An 18,327-nucleotide genomic window follows, 5' to 3' on the forward strand; every position below is an offset into this window, starting at 1 on the left:
TCGCGACCCGAGGGCCGTTCACTGCGGAGACCGTCGACGCGTGCAGCTGACACACCCGGTCGGCCATTGCGTACCGGTGAGGTCGTGGAGTCCCACTCGTGGACATAGAACCCACACTAGCACGCGGCACTGTATGGTTGGCGGGAAGGGAGGTGACCGATGTCGTCCCTACTGAGAATCGGTGAATTCGCCACACGTGCCGAGGTCAGCCCGCGAACGGTCGACTATTACACGAGCCTGGGCCTGCTGACCCCCGCCGACCGCACCACCGGCGGCTATCGGCTCTACGACGACGCCGATATCGTCCGCGTCCACCTGATCCGCCAACTCGAAGCCCAAGGCCTGTCGCTCGAGGAGATCACCACAGCTCTCACTTCCGGGACCGGTGATATCAGCGATGCCCTGGCCCGGCTCGACGACGATCTGAAACTCCTGCACACGGTCGCCGAAACCGCCCCCTCCGAGGTCCACGGCCTCCTGACGCTGATCAGCGCTCGCGTCCACTCCCTGATCACCGTGGCCTTACAGATACCACCCGATATCCCGATCATGTGAGGCAGCGACGACACGCGCGACTCGCTCACTACGGCGGCGCGGTCATAGTCATCGGCGGCAACAGCCTCGACGCCCTGACCCGCTCCGGTGGGCGATATCGCCTACCGGAGCGAATCACTGTTCCACGCCATCGGCGCAGACCAGCTGCTTCTCATCACCGCCGCCTTGCTGACGACCGCCGTACCGCTCCGCGGCTTACTGGTCCGCACCGACGCGGTGGTGACGCTTGGCCTTCGACGGCATCCTGCTGACCCTCAGCTACCTCGGTCCCGTCACCACGGGCCGGGTGCCCCACGGCCGTCCACACCGAGCCGTGGACGAAACCACCGGTGGGCAAAGGGGGCACCCGGCATCTCACCGCTGTATCAACGACCGAGTAACCCCTCGCCGATATAGCTCCCCGAGCCGGCCCCGGGTGGGATCGCGAATACCGCGGACCCGACGGGAGTCGTCCATTCGTTGAGCGCATCGAATTCGTCGAGGCGGCGCTGAATGGGCAGGAACTGGCTGGTGATATCGCGCTGGAACGAGACGAACAGCAGACCCGAGTTCGATACCTGCCCCGGAGCCGGCGGGTCGTCGTAGTTGTAGACGCGCCGGAAGATCCGTTCACCCGAACGAGTGTGCCGGGCGCGGGCGATATGCGCACTCGGCGGGATGACCGGTATGCCGTTGCGGTCGGTCGCCGTGAAATCGGGTTCGTCGGTTTCACGCCCGCCGGTCAGCGGAGCCCCGGTGGTCAAGGTGCGGCCCACACTGAGCTCACGACCGGGCCGGTCCAGCTCGTCCCAGGTGTCCAGTTCGATCCGGATGCGGCGCAGCACCATCGAAGTCCCCTCCCGCATCCACGGCCGGCCGGCACCGTCGTCCCACACGAGCGAATCGAAATCCGCGGTACCGGGTTCCGGGTTGGCCGTACCGTCCACCTGACCCATCAGATTGCGCATCGTGGCGCCCGGGAGCTCGGTACCGCGAGCCCGGCGGAACCCACGCTGCGTCCACCGCACGGTGAGCAGTGACCTGACGTTCTTCACCAGGACCCGCACCGCGTGCGCGACGGTGACCGGATCATCGGCGCACACCTGCAACGCCAGGTCCGCACCGGTGTAGGCCGGATCGAGGCGATCGATCGCGAAGGCGGGCAGCGGCGCGAGCCATGGCGGTGCGGCCTCCGGCCGGCCGAGCGCCGCGAAAACACCCGGGCCGAATCCGACGGTCACGGTGAGCCGTGCCGGCGCGGCGGCCAGTTCCGGTTCGGTATCGGCGAGCGCGGGCCGGCCCTGGGTGAGCCGGGCGATATCGGCCGTCCACACCTTCATGATGCCGACCAGCTCGGCGGGGCCGACCCTCGGCAACAGGTCGAGCCCCACGAATACCGCATGCGCCTGCGGCGGCGCGGTCGCGATCCCGGCCTGGCGCGGGCCGTCCCAGGCGACGGTATCGGTTCCGGTGGCGGCCTGCGCACGCTCGCCACCTTCGGCGACACCGTAGATTCCCGCACCGACTCCTGCCGCGCCGAGGGCGGCGGCACTCGAACCGAGCAGCCGCCGCCGGGTCACCGTTCGCCGCCGCGGGTCCCGTTCACCCACCGTGCGCGGGGGCCGAAGGGGCAGCCGGGGCGCCGGCGTGGTCACCGCCGCCCGGCTGGTAATTCTCCTGGGCGCCGGCGAAATCGCGGACCTGCGCGGTGAAGGTCTTGGTGGACCGGTCCTCGAATTCGAGAGTTATCTCCGTTTCCGCACCGGGGGTGAGCGGGGCGAGTAAATCCATGAGCATGAGGTGGTCTCCGCCGGCCGCCAGTGTGTAGATGCCACCGGCGGGAATGACGAAACCGCCGGCTTTCGGTCGCATCACCGGTGCCCCACTGTCTCCCGGCGCGATTTCGTGGAGTTCGGACCATCCGGCCGCCGGTGAGGACGCGGCAACCACCCGGACTTCGGTATCTGCGGAATTGCGGAATTCCGCGAAAGCCGAGGTCATCCCGGAATCGGCGGCCTTCACCCACTGTTCGTGGACGATTACGGAATCGGCCTGACGGTCGGCGGATTCCGCAGTGTCGCTGGAACACGCCCCCGCGAGGACGGCGGCGAAGGACAGCGCCGCCACGAAGGCGCCGCGTCGAATCGATATTTGCATTTGTGATCACTTTCGGATCGGAAGTCGGCGAGCATGCACTGTTCCCGGCTCGCGGTACGCGATCACCGGTATCGAGCGACGGAACAACCCGAGGCGGGATGCGCAGCTCCGGTGGGGACGAGACCTCGTCGGCACCTCGCCCTGTCGTCGAGGGAAATCGTTCCGCCCTACCGCCCCGCGGCGTCGAACACGGACAGAAGGGAACCGAGCGCACGGTCGCCGAACTGCCGATGATGCTGCCGGGCCGCGAACAGCAACCCACTGCGCGGTAGCTGTTCTGCTACCGGATGGCGTGGCGGATCAGGTCGCGAACGGCGGACCGCGAGTGCCGGTGCCGGAGAGGTCGACGAGTCGCGGGGTACGGGTGACCCGATAGACCGTCACCGGCAACCCCAGCGGCCGGTCGATGGGCACGGGATCCGGGCCGGGAACTACGCGCCGGAGTGTGGAGACCGCCCACCGGGAACCGCGCTCGGCGGCACCGATCAGATACGCCCCTGCAACGACCGCCACCAGATGCGCCCACAGCATGCGGCCGTCGGCTGTCCCACTGTGCGGATGTGCGGTCATCGCCGACAGTACGAGATGACCGAATGCCTGCGCGGCCGCGAGCGCCCCCATCAAACGGGGTCGCGATATCTCGGGCATCGAGGCGGCTGCCCGGCCGATGGCCGCGCATACAACGATGAGCAGCAGGCAACCTGCTTCGGAAGGACGCGCCCCACCCCCGGCGCCGTGCGCCGCGGCAGTGACAATAGCCGACAGCGCGCCGACGGATGCACCACGCAGTACGCGATTCACATCCGACGCCATAGCGGAAGCCTAGCCTCTACTACGACCTGTAGTCGAAACGAGGGTGCGGCCCGGCGCCACGACCCACCACCGCTGCCCGCTCCGTCACTCGTGATCACCTCCCGGGGTCTCCCGGCTCCGTCGGTAGTGTCGACGAAACCGTTCGCCGGAAGGTACGGCGGAAGGCCGGCCGCACATCCACGGGCTCCATGACGTCGAACGAGTGAGAGCCGTAGCGATCCGAGAGACGCCGGCACACATCGAGATAAGGAACCGGGAATGATGCCATCGAACGACTCCCCCGAACCCAGTGACCGTGCCGCAGCAGACGAAACCGCGATCCGGCGGCAGATCGGCAAACTGATCGAAGGACTCCGGGCCGGGGATCTCGCGGCCGTACAGGAGGTATACACGACAGATGTCGTGTCCTTCGATATCGAACCGCCGCTCCAGCACGTCGGGACAGCCGCGAAGCTCGAGAACTGGGCACAGGTGTTCCAGACCTTCGAGCAGGTGACCTACGAGGTACGCGACCTGACCGTAACCGTCGGGGGCGACGTGGCATTCGGGTATGCCTTCGCGCGTCTCGGCGGCATGCTGAAGAGCGGGACGGCGACGAACGGCATGTGGGTCCGCGTCACCTACGGCATGCAGAAGATCGACGGCACATGGTTGATTGCACACGACCAGGTCTCGGTGCCCCTCGACATGGCGCACGGCCGAGCCGCGGTAGACCTGGAGCCGTGAGGCGTTCCCGCGGCGACCATCGGGCACGGCCGAAGTATGTCCGGCGCCTCACCTTCCGGTCGGTCCGGGCCGCAACGGTCGGCAACGCCCCGGTTTCACGGCGCCCTGGGATACCGCGATCGGCGCGACTTCGGGATTCACGTCCCGATCGGCGGTGGAGGCAGTATGGTCGGGCGGGAGGTATCGATCGGTCTCCCTCGAGGCCGTCCCCGAGGGCCGGGGTTACTCGAGTGTCCGGGTTGTGCGAAGGGTGTGCCGAACCCGTACCGGCAGAATGGTGCAACGTGAGCGTGCCAGATTTCGGGATCTATGTACCGCAGATGGTTCCGGAGTTCCAGCCCCTGCTGGAACTCGCGAAAACAGCCGAACGCACCGGGTTCACCAATTTCTGGCTCTTCGATCATCTGTGGTCGCCCGGGCTGCCCGAACATCCCGCTCTGGAGGCGTGGACCGCGGCGACCGCGCTGCTCGCCGGCACCACGACATTGCGGGTAGGCGCCCTGGTGTTGTGCAACAACTTCCGGCACCCGGCGGTCCTCGGCCGGATGGCTACCTCGCTGGACGTGATCTCCGGCGGCCGGCTCGAATTCGGGCTCGGCAGCGGTTCGATTCCCGGCGAACATCAACAGGCCGGTTTACCCTGGGGACCGGCACGCGAACGGGCCGAGCGACTGGGCGAGGCGCTCGAAATCATCACCTCGATGTTCGCCCGCGAACGAACCTCGTTCGACGGCAAGCACTACCAGGTCACCGATATCGCCAACATCCCCGGACCGGTCCAGCGTCCGCGCCCGCCGATCCATATCGGGGGCACGGGCCCGAAATACACATTGCCGCTGGTTGCACGCTATGCCGATGTGTGGAATGTCCCCACCTACGGCCTGCGTGACTACCGCCGGTCGGCCGAACTGCTGGACGCCGAATGCGCCCGTATCGATCGCGACCCCGCCTCGATCCAGCGTTCCCACCAGGCGATATTGGCGATCGCCGAGAACGAGCGGGAACTCCCCAGGGTCCAGGCCCGGGCGCAGCGGCACTACGGGGGCGAAGCGTTCGCTCTCGACGAAGGCTATGTCGGCACACCGGCCATGCTGGTGGACCGGCTGGCCGAACGCGCCGCCCAGGGAATCGATTCGGTGATCTTCATGACCGGGGCGAAACAGGCGGCCGCAACCATGGAGTTGTTCGCGGCAGAGGTCATGCCACACCTGCCCGGCTGAGGGTTCCGCGGGATGCCCGGCAGCGACGCCCGAGTCCGGTGCGGCTCACTCGGCGCTGTGCGCTCGGTGGGTCAGCAGGAATTCCGACATCGCCCCGGCGACGGCCGCGGGCTGGTCCAGCATGGACAGCACGTAGGCGTCCGGGATTTCGACCAGGCGCGACGCCGGGATCAGTTCGGCCAGCCGCCGGCCGTGTTCACGGGGCATCACCTTGCCGGCCGAAGACCACAGGATGAGCGCCTCACCGCGGAAACGGCGTAGTTCCTCGGTGTGTGCGATGAGTTCGCGCGCGGGGAAACCCGACCGTGTGTAGGCGAGCAGGTCGCGGCGGATTCGTGCGTCACGCAGGCCCGGTTCGGTCCAGCCGCGGACCAGATCGTCGGGTATCGGGTAGCGGGCCATCCAACCGAACAGCAGCGGTGTGCGCCGTAACCACCGAATCCGCAGTTGCCGCAACGCCAGGATGAAGCCGCCGGGTACCCGGCCGGCAACGGTGGCGAGCTTTCCGGGGAGGCCGGGCGGGAAATTGTCGAATGCCTCGCACGGGAGGACCACGAGCCGGCCGACGCGTTCGTCGAGACCGTAGGAGGTGAGGAACAGGGCCCCGCCCCAGTCGCTGTGGACGAGGACGACATCGCGCAGGTCGAGCGCGGCGAGGAAATCCGCGACGAGCTGGTTGAGGCCCTTCATGCTGAGGTCGGTACCCGGTTCCAGCGGGATCGAATGGGCTCCCAGCGGAAGGTCGGGCCGGAGATAGCGGAATCCCGGCGGTAGCAGGCCGATCATCCGGTCCCAGACGGTGTGGTTCATCAGCAGACCGTGCAGCAAGACCACCGGCGGACCGTCGCCGTGTTCCACATAATGCATCCGACCTGCAGGTATATCGACTGTCGGCATGATCGGCCCCTTCCGAGCGATCGCTCTAGAGTGATTGCTCTAGTCTGGAATGGTGACCGAGAAGATGTCAACCTCCGGAACCCGCGAGCGACTGGTGACCGCGACCGTCGAACTCCTGCGCACCCGCGGTTACAGCGGTACCAGCGTCAAACAGATCAGCGCGGCCGCGAACGCTCCGATGGGATCGCTCTACCACCACTTCCCCGGTGGAAAACCCGAACTCGCGGCCGCGGCGCTGCGCGACGCAGGCGTGGCCTACGGACAACTGATACCGCTGCTGCTCGATCCCTACGCCGATCTGCAGGAAGCACTTCCTGCCGCCTTCGCCACGGCTGCCGAACAGATCGAGCACACCGGATGGATCAATATGTGCCCGGTGGGCACGGTTGCGGGTGAAATCGCCGATGCCGAGCCAGAACTGCGCGCGGTGGCCGCGGAGATCATCACCTCGTGGATCGAGGGCGGGACCGCGTACTTCGCCGGCCGCGGCCTCCCCGAGGACACCGCACGCGAACTCATCCTCGGCATCATCACCGCGCTGGAGGGCGCATTCGTCCTGAGTCGCACGTTGCACTCCACCGAACCACTCCATGCCGCCGGCCGGGCAATGAGTGCACGACTGCACGAACTCACCATCCACGGCGGATGAGCAACTCGGGCGAAATACCTACTCGCGACGTCGTTCTGCCCTCGCTCTGCTCATCGCCGTCGGCCGACCCTCTCTCGGCATCGTTCGGTGACGATATTCGCGCACCCCGCGGCCTTCGCCTACACGTGGGCGAACGACCGAGTCCGGCGCCACGTGTCGGCGGAGCACGCCGCGTGGAGCATGCCGCCCCGGACGACTCCGCCCGCATGATGGCCGGTGACAGAGCAGCCGGCACAGTGGACTCGCCCTGTCAGCCCAGGCTGTCGAAAGACCCGCCACGGCCCGCACCGTCGGCGAAGCGCCGGGCGCCGACGGCGGCATCGGTGAGCGAGGTCAGCCCGTGCTCCCATTCGTTGGCCAGGGCTTCCCGTTCGGTCATCCCTTCCTGTTCGAGCAAGGAGAGCCGGTCCTGGCGAACGCAGGTCTGCGGGAAACGGGCGATCTCGCCGGCCAGTTCCTCGGCGGACGCGCGTTCCTCCCCGGCGGGTACCACCCGGTTCACCAGCCCCATGGACAATGCGTCCGCCGCGCCGACCGGGCGTCCGGTGAGTACCAGATCCATGGCCCGCCCGGTCCCGATCAGCCGGGGCAGGCGCACGGTGCCGCCGTCGATGAGCGGAACGCCCCAGCGGCGGCAGAACACCCCGAAGACCGCGTCCTCGGCCGCGACCCGCAGATCGCACCAGATCGCCAACTCCAGACCGCCTGCCACTGCGTGCCCGGCGACCGCGGCGATCACGGGTTTACCGAGCCGCATCCGGCTCGGTCCCATCGGACCGGGCCCGCCGGCGGCAAGCCGGTTGCCCCGCTCGGTGCCCACCGATTTGAGATCGGCACCGGCGCAGAAGGTTCCGCCCTCACCCCAGAGCACGGCCACCGACGCCGACTCGTCGTTGTCGAACTCGGTGAACGCCTCGAACAAGGCCGCAGCGGTGGGGCCGTCCACCGCGTTGCGTGCCTCGGGGCGCGACAGAACCACGGTGAAAACCGGGCCGTCGCGTTCGACACGTACTGCTGGACCGGTCATGAGCGCTCCTCGCTACCAGGGGTCGGTTCGCACGCAGGGTGCAGTCGTTTCGTTTCTTCCTACCGGAGTCCTTGTGCCGGATCAGGAATCTCCGGCCGCCGCCGAACCCGGATCACCGCCCCGCCGGGCAGCAGCGACCGGGCCGGAGACCGGCACACCTCCACCTTCCTCTGGCGCAGACAGCGACCGCCGGAGCCGGAGACAGCCGGATCGGTTCGACGCGACAGCGTTGCCTGTGGTCGCCGTCGACTACCCCTGCCCGGACGCGCCGCCGACCCCCTTCACGACGGCGCGGTCCATGAATCCGAACAGGTATCCCGCTACCCGGCGCATCTGGATCTCCTCGGCGCCCTCGGTGATCCGGTAGCGGCGGTGGTGGCGGTAGATATGCTCGAACGGCGTGTAGCGGGAGTAGCCGAGACCCCCGTGTACCTGCATGGCCCGGTCGGCGGCCTCACAGCAGAGGCGGTTGGCCCAGTAGTTGCACATCGAGACCTGCTCGGACACCGCGAACGTGCCGTATTTATCCATCGACCAGGCGGTTTTGTGCACCAGGGCGCGCAGCATCTCACACTGGGTGTGCAGTTCGACCAGCTGGAACTGGATGGCCTGATTGGACGACAGCGGTTTTCCGAACGGTGTGCGCTCGTTGGCGTAGGACACGGCCCGGTCGACGCAGTACTGCGCGGCGCCGAGGCTGGACGCGGCCTGCCGGATGCGGTTCTCGTTGAAGAAATGCTGGACCACGGCCAGCCCGCGGCCCTCCTGCCCGAAGATCGCCGAATCCGGCACCCGGACGTCGGTGAGCGAGACCCGAGCGTGATCGGTGGGCATATTGAAGGTCCACAGGTATTCCTCGACCGCGAACCCCGGCGCGTCGGTGGGTACCAGGAAGGCGGTGATCCCGCGGCCCTCTCCGGCCTTGCCGGAGGTGCGGGCGAAGATGAGGTCGGCGTCGGCGATATGGACGCCGGTGTTCCAGGTCTTCGTCCCGTTGATCACCCAGTCGTCACCGTCGCGGACGGCGGTGGTCTCCATATGAGTCGCGTCGGAACCGTGTTCGGGCTCGGTGATACCGAAGGCGAAGAACCGGGTACCGGCCGCCAGACCGTCCACCCACTGCGCTTTCTGCGCAGGCGTTCCGTATTCCAGCATCAGCAACAGCCCGATATTGTTGGCGACGATGGCGTGCTCGTTCTGCAGATCGCAGTGCAGGCCCAGTCCGCGGTGCGCGAGATGCTCGCGGATCACGGCCATACCGAGATTGGTGCCGTCGCGGCCGCCGAACTCCTTCGGGAAGGCGTAGCGGTAATGCCCGGCGGCGTCGGCGCGGCGCCGGGATTCGGCGAGCAGTTGCTCCCATTCGGCACTCGGCAGGCCGCCGCGGTCCCAATCGGTGCGGGCGTCCTCGCGGCGATGGTCGAAGAACCGGATATTGTCGCCGGCCTGTTCGAGAGGTTCGATTTCGCGTTCGATGAACTCGTCGAGTTCGGTCAGATAGGCGCGTAGATCGGCGGGCAGTTCGAAATCCACGGTGACTCCTAAGCTTTCGCGGCGGGGCGGATCTGCATGAGCAGATCCCATTCGATCTCCGAGACACGGCGCCCGCTGGCGGCCATGACGATATCGCGTACAGTGCCGTCCAAGTGGGCGGCCGCCTGCTGGGCCAGGCCCGTGCCCCAATACAGGGTGCCCATCACCTTCCACCAGCGGTAGCGGTCGGGATCGAAGGCGCCACCCGATTCCTCGTACCCACGTACGAAGGTGTCGCGGTCGGCGAAACCACCGAACTCCTTTGCGTCCTCCCGGAACCGCCACATACGCAGTGCGGGCCAGGCCACATCGCGCATCGGGTCACCGAACCGTTGTGTGCCCTCCCAGTCGAGGACGGCCCGCAACCCGTCCGCACCGACGATCAGGTTGCCGTTGCGCATATCGGTGTGCACGAGTGCGGGATGCGGCGGCGGGCCGGGCAGCCGCTTCTCCAGCCAGCGCAAAGCGAGCGAGAAAACGGGCCGGCCGGCCAGGAGCCGGCCCACTACCGCAGCCACCTCGGCGAGATGCTCGGCGGCGGGGTCGTGACCCGCCGCCGGAACGGCTTGCGGCGCCTGCGCCGGGTCGATGCTGTGCAGCCGGGCCATGGCCGCGCCCCACTGGTACGCCGTACGCTCCGCGGTCCCGGCGGCAGCGAGGGTGCGCAGTACCCGGCGCGGCACGGTGTCGCCGTCGATATGTTCGGAGATCAGGAACGGTTCCCCGACGTAGGAGGTGTCGGTGCAGGTCGCGACGACCGCCGGGACGGGAACGCCGTGCGCGCGTGCCAGTTCCCGGACACCGGCTTCCGCCTCCACGGGCATGAGTTCGACAGCCGGCGGCACCACTGTCGCGACCAGGCGGCGTGGGGTGTCGTCGACGGTAGCGGTGAAGGCCATATTGCGCCGCCGCGCACCGGCGGATAGGAATCGGAAATCGGAGACGGTGACCTGGTCACCGAGTTCTCCGGTGAGGAAATCGGCAAGGCCACGGGCGGGGTCGGCACTCATTCCGCCTCCACGACTTCCGCGCGAGGCCCCACATGATCACGCTTAGCCACCGTCACGCTCACTCCCCCTCCCAGCTGTCGTAGCCCGGTTTGGCGATCGCGAGATCGGCCCGCACCACCTCGGCCAGGGCCTGCCAGAGCGCTTCCTCGTCACCGGCCGGAACGGCCTCGAGCAGTTCTTTCTCCCGGGCGGCTGCCGCGGGGCCGAGCTCGACCTCACGCCCCAGGATGCGCGCCAGATTCGCTCCGACCCGCGCACGGTGTTGCAGATCGGCGGGCAGCACCGGCAGCAGCGTGTCCTCCAGCAGTTCGGCGAGTGATTCCAGCAGCTCGGCTGCCGTGGGTCTGTTCTGCACTGCGGCTCTCCCCTCGATGGATTCCGGCGCTCGCCGACCCGGTGGCCGGTTCCGCGGCACGCTCGCTGGAGTCCACGATCCGACCTCCTTGTCGTCGCTTACGGGCGCGGGGTGAGACAAACAGTAGAGGATCTTCTCACCGTCGCACCAGGGGTCGTTTCCCACCACCCGACAGCCGGCCGCGCGGAACGTCCGCCGTGTTCGGCACACCGCCCGAAAGCCACCTCGGACATCTGGGCTGTGCCGCAGCACGCGTCCACATGCCGCCTGCACGCCCGGAGCACGGTCTACGCCGCAGCGGCGAGGACGACCTCGGGTTCTCCCGTCCCCACCACGCGCCCGCCACGCAGGAGTACGCAGTGGTCGGCGTGCCGGACGTCGGCGAGATCGTGGGTGGCGTGCACAACCGTGACCCCGGATGCCGCGGCGTCCCGGACGGCGGAACCGATGGCCTCCTGGGCCGAGGAGTCCAATCCGGTACTCGGTTCGTCCAGGAGCAGCAGATCCGATTGCTGCGCCAGCGCGCGGGCCAGCAGCACCCGCTGGCGCTGACCACCGGACAGCGTGTCGAGGCGGCGGCCGGCGAGAGCGGCGATATCCATGCGTGCCAGGCACTCCGCAACCACGGCCCGGTCGGCACGAGTGAGCCGGCGCCAGAGTCCGCGCTGGGCCCAGCGTCCCATGGCGACGGTTTCGGTGACGGTGATCGGCAGGGTCGGCGGGACCGACTGTTGCTGAACGACCAGCGCCGGGCGCCGGGTGCCGGGGCGGTCGACGGAGCCGGAGGACGGGGTCAGGATGCCGGCGAGCACCGCGAGCAGGGTGGATTTCCCGGAGCCGTTGGGACCCATCAGTGCGGTGACCCGGCCGCCCGGCAAGGTCGCCGTGACGTCGCGCAATACCGGGTTGTCCCGGTATCCCGCCGACAGGCCGGTGATTTCGATATCCGCCGTGCGCATACTGTGACTCCCGCAACCAACTTGTAATGACAATCGTTATCAGTTTACAGTGTTCGATCATGGATTGGCTGATCGCCCCGTTCGAGGTTTCCTTCGTCCAACGGGCTCTCTGGGGCGGACTGCTCGTCTCGTGCCTGTGCGCCCTCGCAGGTACCTGGGTTGTGGTGCGGGGCATGGCTTTTCTCGGCGAGGCCTTGGCACACGGGATGCTGCCCGGGGTGGCGGTGGCCGCGCTACTCGGCGGCAATCTGCTACTCGGTGCGCTGGTGAGCGCGTCGGCCATGGCGGCGGGCGTATCGGTGCTCAGCCGCAACCGGCGGCTGTCCACCGACACCGGCATCGGACTGCTGTTCGTGGCGATGCTGGCCACCGCGGTGATCCTGATATCACGGTCGCAATCATTCGCGGTCGACCTGACCGGATTCCTGTTCGGCGATGTCCTCGCCACCCGGCCGGGTGATCTGCTCTTCCTGCTCGCGGCACTGGTGGTCGCCCTGGTGATCACCGTGACGGGACATCGCGCCTTCGTCGCCCTCAGCTTCGACCCGCGTACCGCACACACTCTCGGGCTGCGGCCGCGCGCCGCACAGGTCGCCCTGCTGGCGTTGCTGACGCTGGCGATCGCGGCGTCGTTCCATATCGTGGGCACCCTGCTGGTCCTGGGCCTACTCGTCGCCCCACCGGCCGCGGCAACCTACTTCACGCACCGGATCCCGAGAATCATGCTGCTGGCCGCCGGAATCGGCGCGCTGTCCACTGTGGTGGGGCTTGTGGTCTCCTGGCATGCAGGCACCGCGGCCGGGGCGACCATCGCACTGACCGCGGTCATGATCTTCTTCCTCTCCGCCCTGGTAGCGCGAGTTCGCAGCGCGCTGCGGACACGCCCCGGATCGGGCGGTTCCGGGGGACACGGTGAAGGCGGGCCCGGGCCGGTGAACAACGACGCCGGAAGTCCCGCCTCGGGCAGCACGAGGACAGGCGCATCCGAGCCGGCCGGAAACAGCACGGGCACAGAGGTCCTGACCCCGGCCGGAGCCGGCGCTGCCGGCCGGTACACCGCCGGATGCGGGAGCGCCGTGACCGGCTTGCTGCGCTACTCCCGTTCAGATAGGCCCGGTGTGGTTGCCGCCGGCACGGCCCCCGCAGCGGACCGGGCACCTGGAGCACCCGCTTCCGATGCCGCCGTGATCGACGGCCTCGGTTCACAGAGCTACCGTCCCGCGCCCCGCGGTCCGATCGACCGGCGCCCGGGCGACTCCGCACGCAACGGCTCCCTTCCGGGAAGAAAGCGGTTCCGACGGGCGGTCACACGTTCACTGGGTGGAAAAACCCTGGGGCGGGTGGCGTTGGCCGGGCTGCTGGTCGTTCCGGTCGCCGCCTGCGGTAGCGAGGAGCCGGCCGAATCGGTGCCGCACGGGTATGTGGAGGGTGCCGAGGAGAGCGCGAGCGCACAGCCCCGCCTGGTGATCGCCGACCGGGACTCGGGTGCCGTGCGGCTGCTCGATGTGGTCACCGAGGAGATCACGGACGTGGAGCCGATACCCGGTGTCACCGGAATCGCGGGCGACGGACGTTATGCCTATCTCGCCGCGGGCGACGCGACCACCGTGGTGGACAGCGGCAGCTGGGTCGTCGACCACGGTGATCATGTGCACTACTACCGGGCGCAGCCGCGCCGGGTGGGCGTCGTCGACGGATCCGTCCGCTCCGCGCACAGCGATCCCGTGGTGTCCGCCGCAGTGCTCGACACCGGATCCACCGTGCCGGCCGACCGTGCAGCTCTCGATGAGGGGGAACTGCGAACCGGTCCTGCGGTGAAGGGGGTGGCGGTTCCCTACGGTGGGCACCTGCTCGTCGTATCCCCGGGTTCCGCGCAGATCGAGGTCCGCACCCGCGAGGACGAGCCCGTCGAGACGTTGACACCACAATGCCCGGATCCGGGCGGATACACGGTGACCCGGCGCGGCGCGGTGTTCTCCTGCGGTGACGGAGCATTGCTGGTGACCGAGCGCGACGATCGGTTCACGGCCGAAAAGCTGCCGTATCCCGCCGGGACGACGGGAAGCGTTACCGATTTCCACCACCGGCCGGGCAGTGATGTGCTGGTGGCGGTCCGGGAATCGCTGCTTCTGGTCCTCGATATCGCCCGGCGGTCCTGGCGGCCGATCGAGACCGGACCGGTGACCGCCGCGACCACAGCGGGTGCGGGCACCGCGATTCTCGCCCTCACCCCCGACGGGGTACTGCACGCCTACGATCCGGCCACCGGTGCCGAAACCGCTCACCACCCTGTGCTTTCCGCGCCCGTGGATCCGGCCGCGGCGCCGGTGCTGCTGGTCGATTCCGAACGCGCCTACCTCAACGATCCGGCCCGCCGCGAAGTCCACGAAATCGACTACGCCGACGATCTGCGGGTAGCACGCACCTTCTCCTTCGATATCGACCCCGACCTGATGGTGGAGACCGGACGATGACCACGATCACTCGTATCTGCGCGGCGCTCGTCGCCGGCATGCTCGCGCTGAGCGGCTGCGGTATCACCGATTCCGGAGGCGGCGGAGTCGTGGTGACCACCGATATCCTCGGAGATATCACTCGCACCGTGGTCGGTGATACGGCCCCGGTCACGGTGCTGATGCCGCCGGGATCCGACCCCCATTCCTTCGCGCTCTCCGCGCAGGATGCCGCGGTGCTCGACCGGGCCGATCTCGTCGTCGAGAACGGTTTGGGTCTGGAAGAAGGCCTGGGCCGGCATGTGACGGCCGCCGCCGAGGCCGGGGTGCCGACGCTGTCGGTGGGCGACCGGATCGACCCGCGCCCCTACCGGTCCGGCGACTCCGCGGGCACACCCGACCCGCATTTCTGGACCGACCCGCAGCGGGTGCACCGGGCGGTCGAGGTGATCCGTGACGAGGTGATCGCCTCGGTCCCCGATATCGACGCTGTCGCCGTGCGCGCGAATGCCGACCGCTATCTCACCGAACTCGACACGCTGCAGCGCTGGATGACCGAACGATTCGCCACCGTGGCACCCGAACGCCGCAAACTCGTCACCAACCATCACGTCTTCGGTTACCTGGCAGACCGATTCGATCTGGAGGTGGTGGGCGCCGTGATCCCCGGCGGCACCACACTGGCCTCACCCAGCGCCGCCGATCTGGCCGACCTGGCCGGGGCCATCCGCACCACCGGGGTGCCCGCGATTTTCGTGGATTCCGCGCGTCCCGACCGGCTGGCCCGAGCGCTCGCCGAACAAGCCGGTGTGCAGGTGCGGATCGTCGGTTTGTATTCCGAATCACTGACCGAGCCCGGCGCGGGCGCCGCCACCTATCTGGAGATGATGCGCGCCAACACCACCGCGATCGTGACGGGTCTCGCGCCCGCCTGATCCCGCACGACCCGCGGCGGATCGCCGCCGTGGGCAGCACGAAGAAGATGAGGGAAACACAATGCACAATCGATCCGGCACCAGACGAGCGGTCGCACTGTCCGGCCTTGTCACCGCGGTGGTCGCGTTGAGCGGCTGCGGCGGGACCGAGGCCGGCGACGAGACCGCGATCGCCGAACCGCTGGCCGTCACCTATGACGGTGGTATCCATCTGCTGGACGGCACCACCTTGGCGCGGGGCGGCGGAGTGGAGCTCAGCGGATTCAACCGGATCAATCCCGCCGGTGACGATCGCCACGTGATCGTGTCCACCACGAACGGTTTCGAAGTACTGGACGCTGCCGGTGCCCAATTCACCGATATCGAATTCCCCGGCCCGAAACCGGGGCATGTCGTCCGCCATGCCGGTCGCACAGTGCTTTTCTCGGACGGCACCGGAAAAGTGATCTCCTTCGATCCCGCCGATCTCGCCGACGGCACCCCGGAGACCGTTGAATACCAGGCCGCCGAACCGCATCACGGTGTGGCCGTCGAACTGGAGAGCGGTGAACTCGCCGTCACCCTCGGTAACGAGGAGGAGCGGACCGGGATGATGATCCTGGACGCCGGCCGCACAGAGATCGCCCGTAACGAGAAATGTCCCGGGGTGCACGGCGAGGCCACTGCGGCCGGTGACACCCTGGTCGTCGGTTGCGAGGACGGTGTCCTGGTCTACCGGGACGGCACACTCACCAAGGTCGACAGCCCGGACGCCTACGGCCGGATCGGAAATCAGGCCGGCAGCGAAGCCTCCCCGATCGTGCTCGGCGACTACAAGACCGACGAATTCGCCGAACTCGAACGCCCGCAACGCATTTCGCTGATCGATACCGAAAAGGGCACACTGCGGCTGGTGGACCTGGGCACCAGCTACACCTTCCGTTCACTGGCCCGCGGCCCGCAAGGTGAAGCGCTGGTCCTGGGTACCGACGGCGCCATTCACGTGATCGACCCGGCCGCCGGTACGGTCACCCGGACCATTGATGTCATCGACTCGTGGCAGGAACCGATCGATTGGCAGCAGCCGCGTCCGGCCCTGTTCGTCCGCGAAGGGATCGCCTACGTCTCGGATCCGGCCACCAAGCAGATCCACCGGATCGACCTGGCGGCCGGTGCGGTGACCGGGTCGGCGACCCTGCCGGACGTCCCGAACGAACTCAGCGGTGTGAGCTCCTGACGGATGACTCGGCGGCCCGTCGACAGGGCCGCCCGTGCGGTGCGGGCCACGGACCCCGCCAGGCTCGCACCGCATGCGGCGCGACTCCTCCGTGTGATCCGGAACCGGGTCCGCTGCTGCCCGGCGCCCGGCCGGCATGAGCACCTCCCGGAACAGGTGGCGACTACTCGCCGCCCCGGTGACCCGAATATCGCGGCCTGTACCCACCGCTCTCCCCTCCCCGATCGATCGTTGCGGGCCTACTCTGATCGAGAACGCCACGAACGACAGGGGTGCGGATGCCCGAGATGATCGGTAAGGGCGCGAATACCGCGCTACGAGGTGGACAGGTCCGGATATCGGCGGCCCCGTCCGGGATCGACCTCACCGTCCTGTGCCTGCGGGAGAACGGGAAAGTCGGCAGCGACGCCGATTTCGTGTTCTACAACCAGCCGGTATCTCCTGACTCGTCGGTGCGGCTGGCAGCCGGCGAGATCACGATCGACCTGGCGGCCGTTTCCGGTCACACCGACCGGATGGTGGTCGCGGCCTCGGTGGACACCGGAACCTTCGGCACGATTCCGCTCACCGTGCGGATCACCGAAACCGGCGCCGGTGGCTACGAACTCCCCATTACCGGCCTGACCTCGGAGACGACGGTGCTGCTCGCCGAGGTGTATCGGCGGGCAGGCGGCTGGAAACTCCGCAATATCGGCCAGGGGTACGCCACCGGGCTGGCCGGTATGGCCACCGATTTCGGGATCACCGTCGACGACGCACCCGCCCAGCCGCCAGATACCCCACCGGCGCCGGGCAGTTCGGCGCAGCCGCCGGGGGAGGCTTATCCGGCGCAGCCGGCCACCGGGCACCACACACCGGTCTATCCACCACATGTGCCCGCGGCATACCCGCCGCCGGCCGCCCCTGGATATTCACCATCGAACGCACCCGGGGTGTCACCGGCCCACACCGACCATCCGGCAGCGCCCGCGGTGCCGGGCAATCCGCCGATCGGCCCCGCTGCTACGCCCGGCCATCCAGCCGCCCAGGCCGCGCCGGGCAGCCCGCCGCCCGGTGTCGCCGCTGCGCCCGGCCATCCGTCCGCGACCGCGGGGCCCACAGCAACCGGGCGCACCCCGTCCCCGTCGGCCGGCGTGGATTTCAGCAAAGGGGCCGTCACGCTCACCAAAGGTGCCGGGCCGGTCCTGCTGGAGAAGGCGCCGCTCGTCCGGCTGCGGGTCGCATGGGCCAGCGGTGCCGACTACGAGGCCTACGCCCTGGTCGTGCTGTCCGACGGAAAAGTCGTGCATATCGCCACGTTTCCGGCCGCGGGAATTCCGGCGGCCCCGCAGTACGGCGATCTGGTGCGCCATCTCGGCGACCGCGGCCGCGGGGATGTACAGCGTGGCGGTGGCCAGACCGAGGAGGTCATCGAGGTGCGGTTGGCGCCGGAGATCGTCGCGGTGGTGCCGGTGGCGTATTCCGCGATCAACAACGGGACCGGTTCGTTCCACAAATACCGGGTCACGCTGTCGATCGAGAGCGGCGCGGATTCCGTGATCATCCCGGCCGACCAGGCGAAGAAGTCCAGCTGGATCTTCACCTGTGTTCCGGGAATCGTCTACAACCGCCCCGAGGGTGTGCTCATCGAACGCCGCGAGCTGTACAGCCGCCGCTTCTCCGAACATCGTCCCGCGGTGACCTTGCGGCCCGACGGGCAGGTCGAGGTGCGGATGGACAAGGGGCCGGTGAACAAGTTCAAAGCCGACCACACCTGACCCGTCCCGCCGGGCGACAGCTGGTCGATACGGGGCAGGGCCACCGATATCCCGGACTACACCGGGTGTACTCGCCCGGCTCTGCG

Annotated in this window: 17 protein-coding genes; 8 read left to right on the forward strand and 9 right to left on the reverse strand. The window is 68.3% G+C overall.

All coding sequences use genetic code 11. From position 1 onward, the window contains the following. The first annotated feature begins 159 nt into the window (after positions 1–159). On the forward strand, positions 160–555 hold the full coding sequence (locus tag NFL01S_RS14220; RefSeq protein WP_062975301.1) for a helix-turn-helix domain-containing protein: 396 nt from the start codon (positions 160–162) through the stop codon (positions 553–555). A gap of 365 nt (positions 556–920) precedes the next feature. Here the strand turns inward: NFL01S_RS14220 and NFL01S_RS14225 are convergent, their stop codons facing one another. From NFL01S_RS14225 to NFL01S_RS14240, 3 genes are all read right to left on the reverse strand, one after another. After that, a complete protein-coding gene (locus NFL01S_RS14225) occupies positions 921–2,114 on the reverse strand; it encodes a Dyp-type peroxidase (RefSeq protein ID WP_245670689.1) in 1,194 nt (397 codons plus the stop codon). A gap of 22 nt (positions 2,115–2,136) precedes the next feature. Beyond that, positions 2,137–2,691: a copper chaperone PCu(A)C gene (locus NFL01S_RS14230; RefSeq protein WP_062975305.1), complete on the reverse strand. Its 555-nt coding sequence runs from the start codon at positions 2,689–2,691 to the stop codon at positions 2,137–2,139. 300 nt (positions 2,692–2,991) lie between these two features. Further along, positions 2,992–3,504, reverse strand: a complete 513-nt coding sequence (locus NFL01S_RS14240; RefSeq protein WP_062975311.1) for a hypothetical protein — start codon at positions 3,502–3,504, stop codon at positions 2,992–2,994. 258 nt (positions 3,505–3,762) lie between these two features. Between NFL01S_RS14240 and NFL01S_RS14245 the strand changes: the two genes are divergently transcribed. Beyond that, the gene (locus NFL01S_RS14245; protein ID WP_062975313.1) at positions 3,763–4,230 is read left to right on the forward strand and encodes a YybH family protein; all 468 of its coding nucleotides are present in this window, start codon (positions 3,763–3,765) and stop codon (positions 4,228–4,230) included. Positions 4,231–4,514: 284 nt separating this feature from the next. Further along, positions 4,515–5,450, forward strand: coding sequence for an LLM class flavin-dependent oxidoreductase (locus NFL01S_RS14250; RefSeq protein ID WP_157116534.1), 936 nt, complete (start codon positions 4,515–4,517; stop codon positions 5,448–5,450). 45 nt (positions 5,451–5,495) lie between these two features. On the opposite strand, the gene NFL01S_RS14255 is transcribed toward NFL01S_RS14250, so the two are convergent. Beyond that, positions 5,496–6,347 carry an alpha/beta fold hydrolase gene (locus tag NFL01S_RS14255; RefSeq protein WP_062975314.1) on the reverse strand — a complete coding sequence of 284 codons (852 nt, stop codon included), beginning with the start codon at positions 6,345–6,347 and terminating at the stop codon, positions 5,496–5,498. Between the two features lie 49 nt (positions 6,348–6,396). Here NFL01S_RS14255 and NFL01S_RS14260 point away from each other — a divergent pair, with 49 nt between their 5' ends. After that, complete coding sequence (locus tag NFL01S_RS14260) at positions 6,397–6,996, forward strand: TetR/AcrR family transcriptional regulator (protein WP_084492671.1); 600 nt, start codon at positions 6,397–6,399, stop codon at positions 6,994–6,996. Positions 6,997–7,246: 250 nt separating this feature from the next. On the opposite strand, the gene NFL01S_RS14265 is transcribed toward NFL01S_RS14260, so the two are convergent. From NFL01S_RS14265 to aztA, 5 genes are all read right to left on the reverse strand, one after another. Beyond that, positions 7,247–8,023 carry a crotonase/enoyl-CoA hydratase family protein gene (locus NFL01S_RS14265; protein WP_062975316.1) on the reverse strand — a complete coding sequence of 259 codons (777 nt, stop codon included), beginning with the start codon at positions 8,021–8,023 and terminating at the stop codon, positions 7,247–7,249. A gap of 249 nt (positions 8,024–8,272) precedes the next feature. Then, entirely contained in the window at positions 8,273–9,556 is a 1,284-nt protein-coding gene (locus tag NFL01S_RS14270; protein WP_062975319.1) for an acyl-CoA dehydrogenase family protein, read from the reverse strand. Between the two features lie 8 nt (positions 9,557–9,564). Next, the gene (locus tag NFL01S_RS14275) at positions 9,565–10,566 is read right to left on the reverse strand and encodes a phosphotransferase family protein (RefSeq protein WP_062975322.1); all 1,002 of its coding nucleotides are present in this window, start codon (positions 10,564–10,566) and stop codon (positions 9,565–9,567) included. Positions 10,567–10,624: 58 nt separating this feature from the next. Next, entirely contained in the window at positions 10,625–10,921 is a 297-nt protein-coding gene (locus NFL01S_RS14280) for a DUF6285 domain-containing protein (protein WP_062975325.1), read from the reverse strand. A gap of 287 nt (positions 10,922–11,208) precedes the next feature. Then, a complete protein-coding gene (gene aztA / locus NFL01S_RS14285) occupies positions 11,209–11,880 on the reverse strand; it encodes a zinc ABC transporter ATP-binding protein AztA (protein ID WP_062975329.1) in 672 nt (223 codons plus the stop codon). A gap of 59 nt (positions 11,881–11,939) precedes the next feature. Here aztA and aztB point away from each other — a divergent pair, with 59 nt between their 5' ends. The 4 genes from aztB to NFL01S_RS14305 all read left to right on the forward strand — a co-directional run bounded on the left by aztB (position 11,940) and on the right by NFL01S_RS14305 (position 18,241). Continuing rightward, a complete protein-coding gene (gene aztB, locus NFL01S_RS36495) occupies positions 11,940–14,354 on the forward strand; it encodes a zinc ABC transporter permease AztB (RefSeq protein ID WP_210744786.1) in 2,415 nt (804 codons plus the stop codon). Next, positions 14,351–15,268, forward strand: coding sequence for a zinc ABC transporter substrate-binding protein AztC (aztC, locus tag NFL01S_RS14295; protein ID WP_062975331.1), 918 nt, complete (start codon positions 14,351–14,353; stop codon positions 15,266–15,268). Before aztB ends, aztC begins: the two co-directional genes overlap by 4 nt. Before the next feature lie 61 nt (positions 15,269–15,329). Continuing rightward, the gene (gene aztD, locus NFL01S_RS14300) at positions 15,330–16,484 is read left to right on the forward strand and encodes a zinc metallochaperone AztD (RefSeq protein ID WP_062975333.1); all 1,155 of its coding nucleotides are present in this window, start codon (positions 15,330–15,332) and stop codon (positions 16,482–16,484) included. 278 nt (positions 16,485–16,762) lie between these two features. After that, on the forward strand, positions 16,763–18,241 hold the full coding sequence (locus NFL01S_RS14305; protein WP_062975336.1) for a TerD family protein: 1,479 nt from the start codon (positions 16,763–16,765) through the stop codon (positions 18,239–18,241). Positions 18,242–18,327 lie beyond the last annotated feature (86 nt).

This window comes from Nocardia flavorosea NBRC 108225 (assembly GCF_001613385.1).
Taxonomy (GTDB): Bacteria; Actinomycetota; Actinomycetes; order Mycobacteriales; family Mycobacteriaceae; genus Nocardia; species Nocardia flavorosea.